The organism is Streptococcus sp. k-378, assembly GCF_013277505.1.
In the GTDB taxonomy this organism is placed as follows: domain Bacteria; phylum Bacillota; class Bacilli; order Lactobacillales; family Streptococcaceae; genus Streptococcus; species Streptococcus pseudopneumoniae.
This window is the reverse complement of sequence record NZ_VMNC01000010.1, coordinates 1-17,173: the sequence shown is the minus strand read 5'-3', so window position 1 is coordinate 17,173 and position 17,173 is coordinate 1. Positions and strand designations below refer to the sequence as shown.

The following is a 17,173-nucleotide window of genomic DNA, read 5'->3' as shown; positions in this document are numbered from 1 at the left end:
TGTGTTTTTCTTGGTCTTTTTTAGTGTTTTGAAGGGTGGTATACTAATCTCAAAGATAACAATTATATCCAAAGGAGGCAACATATGCCAAACGTCAAAGAAATTACAAGAGAGTCATGGATTTTAGCCACTTTCCCAGAGTGGGGAACCTGGTTGAACGAAGAAATCGAAGAAGAAGTCGTACCTGAAGGCAACTTTGCCATGTGGTGGCTAGGCAACTGTGGTACTTGGATTAAGACACCAGCTGGTGCTAACGTTGTCATGGACCTTTGGTCAAACCGTGGAAAATCAACCAAAAAAGTGAAAGATATGGTTCGTGGGCACCAAATGGCAAATATGGCAGGTGTTCGTAAGTTGCAACCAAACTTGCGTGTTCAGCCAATGGTTATCGATCCATTTGCTATCAACGAACTAGACTATTACTTAGTTTCACACTTCCACAGTGATCATATCGACCCATACACAGCTGCAGCAATTCTCAACAATCCTAAGTTAGAGCATGTTAAGTTTATCGGTCCTTACCACTGTGGACGAATCTGGGAAGGATGGGGTGTTCCAAAAGAACGTATCATCGTTGTGAAGCCAGGTGACACTATCGAATTAAAAGATATGAAGATTCATGCAGTAGAATCATTTGACCGTACTTGCTTGGTAACTCTCCCAGTGAACGGTGCTGATGAGACAGGCGGTGAACTTGCTGGCTTGGCTGTTACAGATGAAGAAATGGCTCAAAAGGCTGTTAACTATATCTTTGAAACACCAGGTGGAACCATCTATCATGGTGCAGATTCTCACTTCTCAAACTATTTTGCAAAACATGGTAAAGACTTTAAAATTGATGTTGCTTTGAATAACTATGGTGAAAATCCGGTAGGTATCCAAGACAAAATGACATCTATCGACCTTCTTCGTATGGCAGAAAATCTACGTACCAAAGTCATTATCCCAGTTCACTATGATATCTGGTCTAACTTCATGGCTTCTACTAATGAGATTCTAGAACTTTGGAAAATGCGAAAAGATCGCTTGCAATACGATTTCCATCCATTTATCTGGGAAGTTGGCGGTAAGTACACTTATCCTCAAGATCAACACTTAGTAGAATACCATCATCCACGTGGTTTTGACGATTGTTTTGAACAAGACTCTAACATTCAATTTAAAGCTTTGCTATAATATAAAAATATTCTTTGGAGGTTATCCGTATGTTGCATGATACGGATAATTTTCATATAATAGTAGAATAGAATGTGTGATTCAATAATCACCTCAAATAGAAAGGAAATTCTATGTCAAATCTATCTGTTAATGCAATCCGTTTCCTAGGTATTGACGCTATCAACAAAGCCAACTCAGGTCACCCAGGTGTGGTTATGGGAGCGGCTCCGATGGCTTACAGCCTCTTTACAAAACAACTTCGTATCAATCCAGCTCAACCAAACTGGATTAACCGCGACCGCTTTATTCTTTCAGCTGGTCATGGTTCAATGCTTCTTTATGCCCTTCTTCACCTTTCTGGTTTTGAAGATGTCAGCATGGATGAGATTAAGAGCTTCCGTCAGTGGGGTTCAAAAACACCAGGTCACCCAGAATTTGGCCATACAGCAGGGATTGATGCTACGACAGGTCCTCTAGGTCAAGGGATTTCAACTGCCACTGGTTTTGCCCAAGCAGAACGTTTCTTGGCATCCAAATATAACCGCGAAGGCTACAATATCTTTGACCACTATACATACGTTATCTGTGGAGACGGAGACTTGATGGAAGGTGTCTCAAGCGAGGCAGCTTCATACGCAGGCTTGCAAAAACTGGATAAGTTGGTTGTTCTTTATGATTCAAATGATATCAACTTGGATGGTGAGACAAAGGATTCCTTTACAGAAAGTGTTCGTGACCGTTACAATGCCTACGGTTGGCATACTGCCTTGGTTGAAAATGGAACAGACTTGGAAGCCATCCATGCTGCTATCGAAACAGCAAAAGCTTCAGGAAAGCCATCTTTAATTGAAGTGAAGACGGTTATTGGATATGGTTCTCCAAACAAACAAGGAACTAATGCTGTACACGGCGCCCCTCTTGGAGCAGATGAAACTGCATCAACTCGCCAAGCCCTCGGTTGGGACTACGAACCATTTGAAATTCCAGAACAAGTATATGCTGATTTCAAAGAACATGTTGCAGACCGTGGCGCATCAGCTTATCAAGCTTGGACTAAATTAGTTGCAGATTATAAAGAAGCTCATCCAGAACTGGCTGCAGAAGTAGAAGCCATCATCGACGGACGTGATCCAGTCGAAGTGACTCCAGCAGACTTCCCAGCTTTAGAAAATGGTTTTTCTCAAGCAACTCGTAATTCAAGTCAAGATGCCTTGAATGTTGTGGCAGCTAAATTACCAACCTTCCTAGGTGGATCAGCTGACCTTGCTCACTCAAACATGACTTATATCAAGACGGATGGACTTCAAGACGATACCAATCGCTTGAATCGTAACATTCAGTTTGGTGTTCGTGAATTTGCAATGGGAACAATCTTGAACGGGATGGCTCTTCATGGTGGACTTCGTGTATACGGTGGAACTTTCTTCGTCTTCTCTGACTATGTGAAGGCAGCTGTCCGCTTGTCAGCCTTACAAGGACTTCCTGTGACTTATGTCTTTACCCATGATTCAATCGCAGTTGGGGAAGATGGTCCGACTCACGAACCAGTTGAGCATTTAGCAGGTCTTCGTGCTATGCCAAATCTAAATGTTTTCCGTCCAGCAGATGCGCGTGAAACGCAAGCAGCTTGGTACCTTGCAGTGACAAGTGAGAAAACACCAACTGCCCTTGTCTTGACACGTCAAAACTTGACTGTCGAAGAGGGAACAGACTTCGACAAGGTTGCTAAAGGTGCTTATGTTGTATATGAAAATGCAGCCGACTTTGATACCATCTTGATTGCGACAGGTTCAGAGGTTAATCTTGCTGTCTCAGCTGCTAAAGAATTGGCTAGTCAAGGCGAAAACATCCGCGTAGTCAGCATGCCATCTACAGATGTCTTTGATAAACAAGATGCAGCTTACAAGGAAGAAATTCTTCCAAATGCAGTTCGCCGTCGTGTTGCAGTCGAGATGGGTGCAACTCAAAACTGGTACAAATATGTTGGTCTCGATGGTGCCGTTCTCGGTATTGATACCTTCGGAGCCTCTGCCCCAGCACCAAAAGTATTGGCAGAATATGGCTTTACTGTCGAAAATCTTGTAAAAGTCGTTCAAAATTTGAAATAATCCTAAAAATCAGGGCGCAAGCTCTGGTTTTTCTTACTAGAAAAGCAAGGTACAATCTTGTAAAAGTAGCCGAAATTTGATATAGTAGTCCTATGTAAAAGACAAAGGAGAAGACAATGAATCCAAATTATACATTTTTAATCATGCTAGCCCTTATGGTGGGCTTGATGTTCTTTACGCAACGTTCTCAAAAGAAACAAGCACAAAAACGTATGGAAAGCTTGAATAAACTACAGAAAGGCTATGAAGTGATTACAATCGGTGGCCTTTATGGAACAGTCGATGAAGTAGATACAGAAAAGAAAACAATTGTTCTTGATGTAGATGGAGTTTACTTGACTTTTGAACTAGCTGCTATCAAGACCGTATTACCACTTAAAGAAACAACTTCACTCGAAGGTGCAATTGAAAAATAAGACGGGATCACGAACTCCCGTTTTTCTATAAAAGAAAGGAAATGGGATGAAAAAATTAGTCTTTGTCTGTCTGGGGAATATTTGTCGCAGCCCTATGGCTGAATTTGTTATGAAATCAATGACAGATAACTATGAAATCCAAAGTCGAGCGACTTCCTCTTGGGAACATGGCAATCCGATTCATAAGGGAACTCAAGGGATTTTTCAACAGTATGAGATTCCTTATGAAAAAGGCAAGACATCGCTTCAGATTAGTAAGGAAGATTTTGAAGTCTTTGATTATATTATCGGAATGGATGCTTCAAATGTTTCTGACTTACGTCAGATGTGTCCAGTAGACTGTCAAGATAAGATTTACTCATTTGCATCTGAAAGTGTTCCAGATCCTTGGTATACAGGCAATTTTGAGGAAACCTATCGACGTGTTCAAGAGGGCTGTCAAGCTTGGTTAGAACGTTTAGAAAAGGAGAGTTAAGGTGGAAAATCTTACGAATTTTTACGAAAAGTATCGTGTCTATCTGACTCGTCCACGTTTAGAGCTTTTGGCAGTAGTTACCATTGTTTTCTGTGCTGTACTCGTCTTTTTTCTAAATATTCCAGGAAAAGGTGTCTTAAAACTCGATAATGGAACGATTGTTTATGATGGCAGTCTTGTCCGTGGTAAAATGAATGGTCAAGGTACCATTACCTTCCAAAATGGAGACCAATATACAGGTGGCTTCAACAATGGAGCTTTCAACGGAAAAGGTACTTTTCAATCTAAAGAAGGTTGGACCTACGAAGGTGATTTTGTAAATGGTCAGGCTGAAGGAAAAGGAAAACTAACAACAGAACAAGAAGTTGTTTATGAAGGGACTTTTAAACAAGGCGTTTTTCAACAAAAATAAAGCCTCCTTATCAAAGGAGGTATTGTTAAAACCAGACAAGTAAGCGCTTACCTGCAAATCCCTTTCTTTCCAAGATTTTCTTCCAAATGAGTTTGTGAAATAAAAAATATTTGAAATAAATTTCACAAACTTTAAAGAAAAAGGCTAATAAGCAAAGATAATGACAAACATTTCACAAGGTGCTAAAAATTCTTTGTGAAATGTTTATGAAACTGTTTACAAAGTTGAAATAATACGTTATAATAAACTTGTGAAAAAATTAACAAAGGATTAAATCCTTGAAAGCTATGGAGGAAATTATGGCTGATAAAAAAACTGTGACACCAGAGGAAAAGAAACTTGCTGCTGAAAATCATGTCGATGGATTGGTGCAAAAAGCTCTAGTTGCTCTTGAAGAAATGCGTAAGTTGGATCAAGAGCAGGTTGACTACATCGTTGCCAAAGCATCAGTAGCAGCTTTGGATGCCCACGGAGAATTGGCTTTACATGCCTTTGAAGAAACAGGACGTGGTGTATTCGAAGATAAAGCGACTAAGAACTTGTTTGCTTGTGAACACGTAGTAAACAACATGCGCCACACTAAGACAGTTGGCGTTATCGAAGAAGACGATGTAACAGGTTTGACTCTTATCGCTGAACCAGTTGGTGTTGTTTGTGGTATCACTCCTACAACAAACCCAACATCAACAGCAATCTTCAAATCATTGATTTCATTGAAGACACGTAATCCAATCGTCTTTGCCTTCCACCCATCAGCTCAAGAATCATCAGCTCACGCAGCTCGTATCGTCCGCGATGCAGCTATCGCAGCTGGTGCTCCTGAAAACTGTGTACAGTGGATCACTGAACCATCTATGGAAGCAACTAGTGCCCTTATGAACCACGAAGGCGTTGCGACAATCCTTGCAACAGGTGGTAATGCCATGGTTAAAGCGGCTTACTCATGTGGTAAACCAGCTCTTGGGGTAGGTGCCGGAAACGTTCCAGCTTATGTTGAAAAGTCAGCTAACATTCGTCAAGCTGCACACGATATCGTTATGTCTAAATCATTTGATAATGGTATGGTCTGTGCATCTGAACAAGCGGTTATCATTGATAAAGAAATTTACGATGAATTTGTAGCAGAGTTCAAATCTTATCATACTTACTTTGTAAACAAAAAAGAAAAAGCACTTCTTGAAGAGTTCTGCTTCGGCGTCAAAGCAAACAGCAAAAACTGTGCTGGTGCGAAATTGAACGCTGACATCGTTGGTAAACCAGCAACTTGGATTGCAGAACAAGCAGGATTTACAGTTCCAGAAGGAACAAACATTCTTGCTGCTGAATGTAAAGAAGTTGGTGAAAATGAACCATTGACTCGTGAAAAATTGTCACCAGTTATCGCAGTTTTGAAATCTGAAAGCCGTGAAGATGGTATTACTAAGGCTCGTCAAATGGTTGAATTTAACGGTCTTGGACACTCAGCAGCTATCCACACAGCTGATGAAGAATTGACTAAAGAATTTGGTAAAGCTGTTAAAGCTATTCGTGTTATCTGTAACTCACCTTCTACTTTCGGTGGTATCGGGGACGTTTACAATGCCTTCTTGCCATCATTGACACTTGGATGTGGTTCTTACGGACGCAACTCAGTTGGGGATAACGTTAGTGCCATTAACCTCTTGAATATCAAAAAAGTCGGAAGACGGAGAAATAATATGCAGTGGTTTAAAGTTCCTTCAAAAATTTACTTCGAACGCAATTCTATCCAATACCTTCAAACATGTGAAGATATTGAACGCGTTCTGATTGTTACAGACAAATCTATCGAAAAACTCGGTTTCGTTCAACGTGTTATCGATCAATTGAACGCACGTAGCAACCGTGTAACTATCCAAGTCTTCTCAGATGTTGAACCAGATCCAGACATCACAACTGTAGAACGTGGTGCTGAGGTGATGAAAGCATTTGAACCAGACACAATCATTGCTCTTGGTGGTGGTTCACCAATGGATGCAGCCAAAGTAATGTGGCTCTTCTACGAACAACCAGAAATCGACTTCCGTGACTTGGTTCAAAAATTCATGGATATCCGTAAACGCGCCTTCCGCTTCCCATCACTTGGTAAGAAAGCGAAGTACATCGGTATCCCAACAACTTCAGGTACTGGTTCAGAAGTAACACCATTTGCCGTTATCTCTGATAAGAAAAACAACCGCAAATACCCATTGGCTGACTACTCATTGACACCGACTATTGCCATTGTTGACCCTGCTTTGGTTGAATCAGTTCCAGACTTTATCGCTGCTGATACAGGTATGGATGTCTTGACACACGCGACTGAAGCCTACACTTCAAACTTTGCTAACGACTATACAGACGGTATTGCGCTTCAAACAATCAAACTTGTCTTTGAATGGTTGGAAAAATCTGTTAAGACAGCTGACCCAGAAGCTCGTGAGAAAATGCACAATGCGTCTACAATGGCTGGTATGGCCTTCGCTAATGCCTTCCTTGGAATGAGCCACTCAATGGCCCATAAGATTGGTGGTGTTCATCACACTGTTCACGGACGTACAAATGCTATCTTGCTTCCGTACGTTATCCGTTACAACGGAACTCGTCCAGCTAAGACTACTACATGGCCTAAATACAACTACTGGAAAGCTGATGAGAAATTCCAAGACATCGCGAAAATGCTTGGCTTGCCTCACTCAACTCCAGAAGAAGCAGTTGAGGCATACGCTAAAGCTGTTTACGAACTTGGTGTTGCAGTGGGTATCAAGATGAACTTCCAGGATCAAGGAATTGATGAAAAAGCTTGGAAAGACAGCTTGCATGAAATTGCTTTGCTTGCTTATGAAGACCAATGTTCTCCTGCTAACCCACGCTTGCCAATGGTAGCTGACATGGAAGAAATTATGGCAGATGCATATTATGGCTACAAAGAAAGACCAGGACGCCGTAAATAATTGTTTATCAGTTTAGAGGCAGGAGTTATCCTGTCTCTTTTTTGTCGTTTTCACCAAACTATGATAGAATATAAAAAATTATATTTTTAAAATATAGGAGAAAACCGAAGGAATGAACAGTTTTGGTGAAAAAGTAAGAGGCTTAAGAGAAGAAAAAGGACTTAGTCGTCCAGTTTTTTGCGGGGATGAGTCTGAATTATCAGTGCGTCAGTTGGTGCGGATTGAAAAAGGAGAATTTCGACCGACTATAAAAACACTAGAATATATTGCAGAACGATTAGAAATTCCGTCCTACGTCTTGATGCCAGATTATAAGGAATTACCGAAGCGTTACCAAGAATTAAAGTACTTTCTTTTACATCATCCTGACTATGGAGACAAGGAGTTGCAGGAACAAAAGGAAGAATATTTTGATGAGATTTTTGAGTGTTTTTATGATGACCTGCCCCGTGATGAGAAGATGATAGTGGACTGTCTTCAGGCAATAGATGCAGTGAGAGCGACTAGTAATTCTTTATACGGAAGTGGTGTGATTGAGGACAGTCTTCAAGATTTACTATCCAGAGATGTATATAGGGCTGAGGAATTGTTGAAATTGAGACTGTATTTTCTTTGTCAGTTAATGGATGGTTTAAATATGGGTGAGATAAAAGAATCTGAGCATGAAACAATTCTTTATTTTCATGACAAATTAAGTTCTCAGGTTGATAAGATAGAGTTCGATTGTTTGGACTTACTTAGAGACTCCTTGTTAGCTTCTTTAACTTGTATAGAGATTATGGGGTTGCTTCATTATTTTAAGAGGGCAGTCGAGACCTTAAATAAAATAGGGCAAAAAACACGAGATTTTCAAAAACAACCGATTGTCTTGATGGTGGAGTGGAAATATTATATTCAGACGGATTATGATACAGCCAAACAAAAGTATGAAGAAGCAAAAATGATGGCGAGGATGTTTGGCAATGAGAAGTTAATCGTTAGTTTAGATAATGAATGGAGCGAAGACTTAGAAAGGTATTGTTAAATGCTTTATAGGAGTGACATTTCTGTCATTGGAGAAATGTCGCTTTTTTGTTACAATGAATTTTATACTCAATGAAAATCAAAGAGCAAACTAGGAAACTAGCCGCAGGCTGTACTTGAGTACGGCAAGGCGACGTTGACGTGGTTTGAAGAGATTTTCGAAGAGTATTACTTGATATACATCCAGAAGCAAACGAGGCAATAGAGAGAAAATTCTAAGTAGTAGGCCTATAGGGTCAATCAACTTGAAGGATTTTCTATAAGTGTGATGTATGACGATAACAGTTTTAAACAAGGGGGAAAGAATGTCCATTTTATCCATTAAAAACATTTCAAAGTTTTACACTTTGGACGGTAAACATCAAGAGCAGGCTCTAAGAAATGTTAACCTGCAGATTGCAAAAGGTAAAATTACAGCGATTTACGGTCCATCAGGCTGTGGCAAAACCAGTCTACTCAATATCATCAGCGGTTTAGATAGACAATATGAAGGAGATTTAGAGTTTAAAGGGGAATCCCTCCGTGACTTATCAGAGATTGAACTAACTCAATTTCGTAAAGATAAGATTGGATTTGTGTTTCAAAACTTTAACCTCATTCCTCATCAGTCTGTTTTGGACAATGTCAAGCTACCTCTCTATGTCAAAGATTTATCTGACAGGGAGATGACAATGGTTGCAAAGGAGCAATTAAGTAACTTGGGCATGGAGCCTTTTGTAGCTAAAAATGTTAAACAACTTTCTGGTGGGCAAAAGCAACGTGTAGCAATCGCGCGTGCCTTGGTAAATCAGCCTGATATGATTGTAGCAGATGAGCCAACGGGTTCGCTGGATTCTCAATCCCAAGAAATGGTATTGGAGGTATTTAAAAATTTAGCCCAAACAGGGAAAACAGTACTAATTGTAACCCATAATCCAGAGGTTGCTGAATATGCAGACGTGATTATCAAAATGAAGGATGGTGAAGTCGTTGAAGAAGTCAAAAAATAAAGGATTATCATTGAAAAATAAATTCAAACTTTCTTTAAATAACTTTCTGGAAAGAAAGTGGCGTAACCTATTGATTGCGCTAGCAACCTCAATCGGTTTTGTAGGAGTCTTAATTTCTTTTGGCTTGGGAAATGCATTGATTTCGATGATTGATGAAAATACGAATGGAGGTCAAATCCCTTCACAAGTTCAGATTGCTTTAAACACAAAAAATGTTGGACGAGGCTTTTTGAACCAAGATGATAAGAACTACATCACGGATACAGTTGGAAAAGAAGCTATTAAATATTTGGAGAGTCCTTTTGGGATGACCATGTCAAATATGACTATAGATGGTCAAGAAATGGATCTGAGTCAAACGATGCCTTCTTATGCTCAAGTAGTGAGTCTCTATGAGGATACAAGTATCTCTGTTAGTAGTAATGAGGCGGACAAAGTGTTAGCTGGTTCCCTCTATACGGATGCAAATGAACAGGGTTTGACGATTCCAAGCAGTTTACTAAAAAATTGGAATGAACAGACAGGAAACAATCTGACAGCTAATGATGTTATTGGCAAATCAGTCTCAGCCAGCATTGTAGAAAATGCTGCCGAAGCTAGTAAGATTGCTCAATTTCAAACGAAGATTGTACGTGTAATCAATGATGAAGATGACCTGGAGGACAGCAACAGTTTCATGCCGTCTCATCAAATGGAAACGATTTTGAAAGAAGCTGGATTTACAAAAGCTGTATCATATTTTATCTTGGAACTCAAAGATCCATCACAAACAAAAGCGATAACAGAAGAATTGCAGAAAAACAAGAAGTATACTGTTCTTTCTCAACAGAAGGTTCTTGATATTGTGATTACTTTTATTCGTGTCATTCAGGGATTGTTGATTGTGCTTTCCTCACAAGCTATTGTGGTAGCAGCGGTCATGATTGGTATCATTATTTACATCAATATCATGCAACGTTCTAAGGAAATAGGTGTCATGAAGGCAGTTGGTTATCAAAATCGCGATGTCAAAGGAATTTTTATTTACGAGGCTATCTGGATTGTAGGCATCGCCTTGTTACTGGCCTTTTTGGTTGCACAAGGGGTGGGAAGTTTGGCGAATGCGGTTGTAAATCACTTTTACCCATCCATCACTAAGGTTTTTGAATTAAATTTGTTATCTGTTTTAGGAACTCTAGCTTTCGCTCTATTACTTGGTTATGTCTCAGCCTACTTCCCAGCACGTAAAATTAGTAAAATGGATCCTGTAGAATCGCTACGATATGAATAGTAAGAGATTCCTTGATTTACAGTTTAAAAAAGAAACTAACATAGAAAAACAATGCCCGTACTTGCAATTAAACTTAAATAGTTATATAATAGGTTTGTTGAAAGGTGATTTGTAGTGATTCAAGTTACTCTTTTCACAATAAAAATTTCATGATTTTCATAAGGAGGAAATCACTAATGGTAGTTAAAGTTGGTATTAACGGTTTCGGACGTATCGGTCGTCTTGCTTTCCGTCGTATCCAAAACGTAGAAGGTGTTGAAGTTACTCGTATCAACGACCTTACAGATCCAGTTATGCTTGCACACTTGTTGAAATACGACACAACTCAAGGTCGTTTCGACGGTACTGTTGAAGTTAAAGAAGGTGGATTCGAAGTTAACGGTAAATTCGTTAAAGTTTCTGCTGAACGTGATCCAGAACAAATCGACTGGGCTACTGACGGTGTAGAAATCGTTCTTGAAGCTACTGGTTTCTTTGCTAAGAAAGAAGCAGCTGAAAAACACCTTAAAGGTGGAGCTAAAAAAGTTGTTATCACTGCTCCTGGTGGAAACGACGTTAAAACAGTTGTATTCAACACTAACCACGACGTTCTTGACGGTACTGAAACAGTTATCTCAGGTGCTTCATGTACTACAAACTGCTTGGCTCCAATGGCTAAAGCTCTTCAAGACAACTTTGGTGTTGTTGAAGGATTGATGACTACTATCCACGCTTACACTGGTGACCAAATGATCCTTGACGGACCACACCGTGGTGGTGACCTTCGCCGTGCTCGCGCTGGTGCTGCAAACATCGTTCCTAACTCAACTGGTGCTGCTAAAGCTATCGGTCTTGTAATTCCAGAATTGAACGGTAAACTTGACGGATCTGCACAACGCGTTCCAACTCCAACTGGATCAGTTACTGAATTGGTAGCTGTTCTTGAAAAGAACGTTACTGTTGATGAAGTGAATGCAGCTATGAAAGCAGCTTCAAACGAATCATACGGCTACACAGAAGATCCAATCGTATCTTCAGATATCATAGGTATGTCTTACGGTTCATTGTTTGACGCAACTCAAACTAAAGTCCTTGACGTTGACGGTAAACAATTGGTTAAAGTTGTATCATGGTACGACAACGAAATGTCATACACTGCACAACTTGTTCGTACTCTTGAATACTTCGCAAAAATTGCTAAATAATTCTTGAGTCGATAAAAAGCAAGGCCTCTTGGTCTTGCTTTTCAAATATTTAAAAATGGATGACACAATCATCCATTCTTTTTTAATTCTGTTTCAAAAGTATCTGATAGGACAGTGAAGCTTAATTTCTCTAGAGTAAGCGGATGGGTAAAGGACAGTCGGAAGGCGTGGAGCATAAGCCGACTCGTCTTTGGATTGCTGTTATAGAGAGGGTCGCCCAAAATAGGGAAGTTATGATGCGAAAGGTGCACACGAATCTGATGGGTTCGCCCTGTCTTTAGTTTACAACGGACAAGGGTCGTTTTGTTTGGGAATTGCTTTAATCTGCTTACATGCGTTTCAGCATATTGCCCATTTTTTGTATCAACTATTCGTTTTCTGCGGTCATGGCGATCACGCCCAATTTTGTCTTTGAAAACAAGTTCTTTGCTGTTGATATTTCCGTCAACAAGCGCCCAATATTCCCTAGAAATCTCTTTTTTCTCCAATAAGCGGTTGAGAATGGGCAGGATAAAAGGATTTTTGGCAAAGAGAACCAAGCCACTGGTTTCCATGTCCAGACGATGAACGACATAGCAGGTTTGGCCAACATAGGCACTGACATGGTTGAGAAGGGCGATTTCGTTTGGCTGATTACCATGCGTTTTCATCCCCTCTGGTTTGTTTACAATAATCAAGTGTTGATCTTGATAAACTTCCTGCACTAAGTCTGGGTTGCCCCAAGGGATTTCTTTTTCGGGATAATCTTCCTCGTCAAAAGTCAACTGGCAAACATCTCCAGGACTTACCATCTCGTTCCAATGAACTTCTCGCTGATTAATCAAAATGTGTTTCTTGATTCTTAAAAAATGACGGATTTTTCTAGGGATGAGGAGTTGCTCCTCCAGTAATTGCTTTACCGTCATTTGAGGTAGAGAGTCTGGTAATGTAAATGTGAATTGCATACAGATATTGTAACAAAAAAAGCCCTATTTGGATAGGAAATAGCTAAATTCTTGTCTTCCTATGATGAAGATGATAAAATAAACGCATGAAATTAGATAAATTATTCGAGAAATTTCTTTCTCTTTTTAAAAAAGAAACAAGTGAACTAGAAGATTCTGATTCTACTAGCTTACGTCGTTCTCGCAGTGATAGAAAAAAATTGGCCCAAGTGGGTCCAATTCGAAAATTCTGGCGTCGTTATCATCTAACAAAGATTGTCCTTATACTAGGTTTGAGTGCAGGCTTGCTAGTTGGAACCTATTTGTTTGCTGTAGCTAAGTCAACCAATGTTAACGATTTGCAAAACGCCTTGAAAACTCGGACTATCATTTTTGACCGTGAAGAAAAAGAGGCTGGTGCCTTGTCTGGTCAAAAAGGAACTTATGTTGAACTGACTGACATCAGTAAAAACTTGCAGAATGCTGTTATTGCGACAGAAGACCGTTCTTTCTATAAAAACGACGGGATTAACTATGGTCGTTTCTTCTTGGCGATTGTTACTGCTGGTCGTTCGGGTGGTGGTTCTACTATTACCCAACAGCTGGCTAAAAATGCCTATCTGTCTCAGGATCAAACTGTTGAGAGAAAAGCAAAAGAATTTTTCCTGGCCTTAGAATTAACAAAAAAATATAGTAAGGATCAAATTCTAACCATGTACCTTAACAACGCTTATTTTGGAAATGGTGTGTGGGGTGTAGAAGATGCGAGTAAGAAATACTTTGGAGTTTCTGCGTCAGAAGTGAGTTTGGATCAAGCTGCGACTCTGGCAGGGATGCTGAAGGGGCCGGAATTGTATAATCCTTTGAATTCCGTAGAAGATTCAACTAATCGTCGTGATACTGTCTTGCAAAATATGGTTGCAGCAGGATATATTGATAAAAACCAAGAAACCGAAGCTGCAGAAGTTGATATGACTTCGCAATTGCACGATAAGTATGAAGGAAAAATCTCAGATTACCGCTATCCTTCTTATTTTGATGCGGTGGTTAATGAAGCCGTTTCCAAGTATAATCTAACAGAGGAAGAGATTGTCAATAATGGTTACCGCATTTATACAGAGCTGGATCAAAACTACCAAGCAAATATGCAGGTTGTCTATGAAAATACAGCGCTATTTCCGAGGGCAGAGGATGGAACATTTGCACAATCAGGAAGTGTAGCTCTTGAACCGAAAACAGGAGGAGTTCGTGGAGTTGTCGGTCAAGTTGCTGACAATGATAAAACTGGATTCCGGAATTTCAACTATGCAACTCAATCAAAACGTAGCCCTGGTTCTACAATTAAGCCTTTAGTTGTTTATACGCCTGCAGTTGAAGCAGGTTGGGCTTTGAACAAGCTCTTGGATAACCATACCATGCAGTATAACAGCTATAAGGTTGATAACTATGCAGGAATCAAAACGAGTCGAGAAGTTCCTATGTATCAAGCCTTGGCAGAATCGCTTAATCTACCTGCTGTTGCTACTGTTAATGATTTGGGTATTGATAAGGCTTTTGAGGCAGGCGAAAAATTTGGACTCAACATGGAAAAGGTAGACCGTGTTCTTGGTGTCGCTTTAGGAAGCGGTGTTGAAACCAACCCTCTGCAAATGGCTCAAGCATACGCTGCCTTTGCAAATGAAGGTTTAATGCCTGAAGCTCATTTTATTAGTAGAATTGAAAATGCTAGCGGACAGGTTATTGCGAGCCATAAACATTCACAAAAACGAGTGATTGATAAAGCTGTAGCTGACAAGATGACTAGTATGATGTTGGGGACATTCACAAACGGAACTGGTATTAGTTCATCACCTGCAGACTATGTCATGGCAGGAAAAACTGGTACAACCGAAGCAGTTTTTAATCCTGAATACACAAGTGACCAGTGGGTAATTGGTTATACTCCGGATGTAGTGATTAGTCACTGGCTTGGTTTTTCGACCACTGATGAAAATCACTATCTAGCAGGATCTACTTCAAACGGTGCAGCCCATGTTTTTAGAAATATTGCAAATACCATTTTACCTTATACGCCAGGAAGTACCTTCACAGTTGAAAATGCATATAAGAAAAATGGAATTGCACCAGCCAATACAAAAAGACAAGTACAAACTAATGATAATAGCCAGACAGATGATAATTTGTCTGATATTCGAGGACGTGCGCAAAGTCTAGTAGATGAGGCTAGTCGGGCTATCTCGGATGCTAAGATTAAGGAAAAAGCTCAAACAATATGGGATTCGGTAGTCAATCTATTTCGCTAAGATGCTTGTCAAAGCCTAGCTTTCTTGTTATAATAGATAAGATGGAGGCGTTATGGCACTAAAAAAAGCAAGCCTAGCTTGTGCGGTTTGTGGTTCGAGAAACTATTCAATTAAGATCAGTGGAAACCCCAAGCCTACACGACTAGAAGTAAATAAATTTTGTAAGCATTGTGGTAAGTACACTACACACAGAGAAACGAGATAGGAGAGAGCGATGCGTTTTATTGGAGATATTTTTAGACTTCTTAAAGACACAACATGGCCAACTCGCAAGGAAAGCTGGAGAGATTTTCGTTCTATAATGGAATACACAGCTTTCTTTGTAGTAATTATTTACATTTTTGACCAGTTGATTGTTTCAGGTTTGATTCGATTTATTAACATTTTTTAGAAGGTTAGTGGAGTTAATTACACTAGAAATCTTCTATTTATGAAAGGAAATATCATGGATAGTTTTGATAAAGGGTGGTTTGTTTTACAAACTTATTCTGGTTATGAAAATAAGGTAAAAGAAAATCTATTGCAACGTGCACAAACCTACAATATGTTGGATAATATTCTACGCGTTGAAATTCCAACACAAACAGTGCAAGTTGAAAAAAATGGAAAGAGAAAAGAAGTAGAAGAAAATCGCTTTCCAGGTTATGTTCTTGTAGAAATGGTCATGACAGATGAAGCTTGGTTTGTTGTTCGAAACACACCAAATGTTACAGGATTTGTCGGATCACACGGGAACAGATCAAAACCAACTCCATTATTGGAACAAGAAATTCGTGACATTTTGATATCTATGGGACAAACTGTTCAAGAATTTGATTTCGATGTTGAGGTTGGTCAAACTGTACGAATTATTGATGGTGCTTTTGCAGATTACACTGGTAAGATTACAGAAATTGATAATAACAAAGTGAAGATGATTATCTCTATGTTTGGTAATGACACAGTTGCAGAAGTAAACCTAAACCAAATTGCAGAATTATAACCCTTAGAGAGGCAAGACCTCTCTTTTTTGTGCAGTTTAGGAGATAAAGAGAACAGAATGGATGAAATGTGCCAAAAGTGTTTCTGAATCTGTTAGACTGTACACAGAAAGGGGAAAAGAATGATTAAAGAATTGTATGAAGAAGTCCAGGGAATTGTGTATAAGTGTAGAAATGAATATTACCTTCATTTATGGGAACTATCGGATTGGGACCAAGAGGGCATGCTCTGCTTACATGAATTGATTAGTAGAGAAGAAGAGCTGGCAGAAGATATTCCTCGTTTAAGGAAATACTTCAAAACTAAATTTCGGAATCGGATTTTAGATTATATCCGTAAGCAAGAAAGTCAAAAACGGAGATATGATAAAGAACCATATGAAGAAGTGGGTGAAATCAGTCATCGTATAAGTGAGGGAGGTCTCTGGCTAGATGACTATTATCTCTTTCATGAAACACTAAGAGATTATAGAAACAAACAAAGCAAAGAGAAACAAGAAGAGTTAGAACGCGTCTTAAGAGATGAACGATTCCGAGGGCGTCAAAGAGTGTTAAGAGATTTACGTATTGTGTTTAAAGAGTTTGACATCCGTACCCATTAGGAAGTCATGCAAAAAAGTAAAAAAAATTTTAAAAAGGTGTTGACAAGTCTGAAAAAGATTGTATAATAGTAAGAGTTGAAAATAACAACTCTGGTCCGTTGGTCAAGGGGTTAAGACACCGCCTTTTCACGGCGGTAACACGGGTTCGAATCCCGTACGGACTATAGTATGTTGCGGTTGTAACACTTGATGAAAAAAAGATTAAAAAAGTTTCAAAAAAAGTGTTGACAAGCGAAAGTGATTGTGATATACTAATATAGTTGTCGCTTGAGAGAAGCGAGTGACAAAGACCTTTGAAAACTGAACAAGACGAACCAATGTGCAGGGCACTACAACCAAGGTTGTAGTACTGAACAATGAAAAAAACAATAAATCTGTC

Annotated in this window: 16 protein-coding genes and 1 tRNA gene; 16 read left to right on the top strand and 1 reads right to left on the bottom strand. The window is 39.5% G+C overall.

The genetic code is table 11. The features are described from left to right. Window positions 1-84 precede the first annotated feature (84 nt). From ulaG to gap, 10 genes are all read left to right on the top strand, one after another. Window positions 85-1,176 carry an L-ascorbate 6-phosphate lactonase gene (gene ulaG / locus HT719_RS01015; RefSeq protein WP_001134220.1) on the top strand — a complete coding sequence of 364 codons (1,092 nt, stop codon included), beginning with the start codon at window positions 85-87 and terminating at the stop codon, window positions 1,174-1,176. 113 nt (window positions 1,177-1,289) lie between these two features. Further along, window positions 1,290-3,266: a transketolase gene (gene tkt, locus HT719_RS01010; RefSeq protein WP_172927945.1), complete on the top strand. Its 1,977-nt coding sequence runs from the start codon at window positions 1,290-1,292 to the stop codon at window positions 3,264-3,266. A 116-nt stretch (window positions 3,267-3,382) separates the two neighbouring features. After that, the gene (gene yajC, locus HT719_RS01005) at window positions 3,383-3,682 is read left to right on the top strand and encodes a preprotein translocase subunit YajC (RefSeq protein ID WP_172927943.1); all 300 of its coding nucleotides are present in this window, start codon (window positions 3,383-3,385) and stop codon (window positions 3,680-3,682) included. A gap of 46 nt (window positions 3,683-3,728) precedes the next feature. After that, a complete protein-coding gene (locus HT719_RS01000) occupies window positions 3,729-4,157 on the top strand; it encodes a low molecular weight protein-tyrosine-phosphatase (protein WP_172927942.1) in 429 nt (142 codons plus the stop codon). Window position 4,158: 1 nt separating this feature from the next. Beyond that, complete coding sequence (locus tag HT719_RS00995) at window positions 4,159-4,569, top strand: MORN repeat-containing protein (RefSeq protein ID WP_000429499.1); 411 nt, start codon at window positions 4,159-4,161, stop codon at window positions 4,567-4,569. Between the two features lie 299 nt (window positions 4,570-4,868). Then, window positions 4,869-7,520, top strand: coding sequence for a bifunctional acetaldehyde-CoA/alcohol dehydrogenase (gene adhE, locus HT719_RS00990; RefSeq protein WP_172927940.1), 2,652 nt, complete (start codon window positions 4,869-4,871; stop codon window positions 7,518-7,520). A gap of 112 nt (window positions 7,521-7,632) precedes the next feature. After that, window positions 7,633-8,544 (top strand): XRE family transcriptional regulator, encoded by a 912-nt coding sequence (locus HT719_RS00985; RefSeq protein ID WP_172927938.1) that lies wholly within the window; start codon window positions 7,633-7,635, stop codon window positions 8,542-8,544. A gap of 304 nt (window positions 8,545-8,848) precedes the next feature. Beyond that, window positions 8,849-9,532, top strand: a complete 684-nt coding sequence (locus tag HT719_RS00980) for an ABC transporter ATP-binding protein (RefSeq protein ID WP_138704846.1) — start codon at window positions 8,849-8,851, stop codon at window positions 9,530-9,532. Beyond that, the gene (locus tag HT719_RS00975) at window positions 9,501-10,802 is read left to right on the top strand and encodes an ABC transporter permease (protein WP_172927936.1); all 1,302 of its coding nucleotides are present in this window, start codon (window positions 9,501-9,503) and stop codon (window positions 10,800-10,802) included. The genes HT719_RS00980 and HT719_RS00975 overlap by 32 nt, the downstream gene beginning before the upstream one ends. 176 nt (window positions 10,803-10,978) lie before the next feature. Then, complete coding sequence (gap, locus tag HT719_RS00970; RefSeq protein ID WP_000260684.1) at window positions 10,979-11,986, top strand: type I glyceraldehyde-3-phosphate dehydrogenase; 1,008 nt, start codon at window positions 10,979-10,981, stop codon at window positions 11,984-11,986. A gap of 68 nt (window positions 11,987-12,054) precedes the next feature. Here gap and HT719_RS00965 read toward each other — a convergent pair whose 3' ends face one another. Next, window positions 12,055-12,930 (bottom strand): RluA family pseudouridine synthase, encoded by an 876-nt coding sequence (locus tag HT719_RS00965; protein ID WP_306343019.1) that lies wholly within the window; start codon window positions 12,928-12,930, stop codon window positions 12,055-12,057. Between the two features lie 86 nt (window positions 12,931-13,016). Between HT719_RS00965 and pbp2a the strand changes: the two genes are divergently transcribed. The 6 genes from pbp2a to HT719_RS00935 all read left to right on the top strand — a co-directional run bounded on the left by pbp2a (window position 13,017) and on the right by HT719_RS00935 (window position 16,958). Next, on the top strand, window positions 13,017-15,212 hold the full coding sequence (gene pbp2a, locus HT719_RS00960) for a penicillin-binding protein PBP2A (protein WP_172927934.1): 2,196 nt from the start codon (window positions 13,017-13,019) through the stop codon (window positions 15,210-15,212). A gap of 52 nt (window positions 15,213-15,264) precedes the next feature. Continuing rightward, entirely contained in the window at window positions 15,265-15,417 is a 153-nt protein-coding gene (gene rpmG, locus HT719_RS00955; RefSeq protein WP_001809375.1) for a 50S ribosomal protein L33, read from the top strand. Between the two features lie 9 nt (window positions 15,418-15,426). Further along, the gene (secE, locus tag HT719_RS00950; protein WP_001210991.1) at window positions 15,427-15,603 is read left to right on the top strand and encodes a preprotein translocase subunit SecE; all 177 of its coding nucleotides are present in this window, start codon (window positions 15,427-15,429) and stop codon (window positions 15,601-15,603) included. 54 nt (window positions 15,604-15,657) lie between these two features. Beyond that, window positions 15,658-16,194, top strand: coding sequence for a transcription termination/antitermination protein NusG (gene nusG / locus HT719_RS00945; RefSeq protein ID WP_000376734.1), 537 nt, complete (start codon window positions 15,658-15,660; stop codon window positions 16,192-16,194). 120 nt (window positions 16,195-16,314) lie between these two features. Then, complete coding sequence (locus tag HT719_RS00940; RefSeq protein ID WP_172927932.1) at window positions 16,315-16,794, top strand: sigma-70 family RNA polymerase sigma factor; 480 nt, start codon at window positions 16,315-16,317, stop codon at window positions 16,792-16,794. 92 nt (window positions 16,795-16,886) lie between these two features. Beyond that, window positions 16,887-16,958: transfer RNA gene (locus tag HT719_RS00935), tRNA-Glu, on the top strand. Window positions 16,959-17,173 lie beyond the last annotated feature (215 nt).

What these genes read in the sequence shown, in the direction of transcription:
- ulaG (WP_001134220.1), top strand. Translation starts at nt 85, where the DNA reads ATGCCAAACGTCAAAGAAATTACAAGAGAGTCATGGATTTTAGCCACT.
- tkt (WP_172927945.1), top strand. Translation starts at nt 1,290, where the DNA reads ATGTCAAATCTATCTGTTAATGCAATCCGTTTCCTAGGTATTGACGCT.
- yajC (WP_172927943.1), top strand. Translation starts at nt 3,383, where the DNA reads ATGAATCCAAATTATACATTTTTAATCATGCTAGCCCTTATGGTGGGC.
- HT719_RS01000 (WP_172927942.1), top strand. Translation starts at nt 3,729, where the DNA reads ATGAAAAAATTAGTCTTTGTCTGTCTGGGGAATATTTGTCGCAGCCCT.
- adhE (WP_172927940.1), top strand. Translation starts at nt 4,869, where the DNA reads ATGGCTGATAAAAAAACTGTGACACCAGAGGAAAAGAAACTTGCTGCT.
- HT719_RS00985 (WP_172927938.1), top strand. Translation starts at nt 7,633, where the DNA reads ATGAACAGTTTTGGTGAAAAAGTAAGAGGCTTAAGAGAAGAAAAAGGA.
- HT719_RS00980 (WP_138704846.1), top strand. Translation starts at nt 8,849, where the DNA reads ATGTCCATTTTATCCATTAAAAACATTTCAAAGTTTTACACTTTGGAC.
- HT719_RS00975 (WP_172927936.1), top strand. Translation starts at nt 9,501, where the DNA reads ATGGTGAAGTCGTTGAAGAAGTCAAAAAATAAAGGATTATCATTGAAA.
- gap (WP_000260684.1), top strand. Translation starts at nt 10,979, where the DNA reads ATGGTAGTTAAAGTTGGTATTAACGGTTTCGGACGTATCGGTCGTCTT.
- HT719_RS00965 (WP_306343019.1), bottom strand. Translation starts at nt 12,930, where the DNA reads ATGCAATTCACATTTACATTACCAGACTCTCTACCTCAAATGACGGTA.
- pbp2a (WP_172927934.1), top strand. Translation starts at nt 13,017, where the DNA reads ATGAAATTAGATAAATTATTCGAGAAATTTCTTTCTCTTTTTAAAAAA.
- rpmG (WP_001809375.1), top strand. Translation starts at nt 15,265, where the DNA reads ATGGCACTAAAAAAAGCAAGCCTAGCTTGTGCGGTTTGTGGTTCGAGA.
- secE (WP_001210991.1), top strand. Translation starts at nt 15,427, where the DNA reads ATGCGTTTTATTGGAGATATTTTTAGACTTCTTAAAGACACAACATGG.
- nusG (WP_000376734.1), top strand. Translation starts at nt 15,658, where the DNA reads ATGGATAGTTTTGATAAAGGGTGGTTTGTTTTACAAACTTATTCTGGT.
- HT719_RS00940 (WP_172927932.1), top strand. Translation starts at nt 16,315, where the DNA reads ATGATTAAAGAATTGTATGAAGAAGTCCAGGGAATTGTGTATAAGTGT.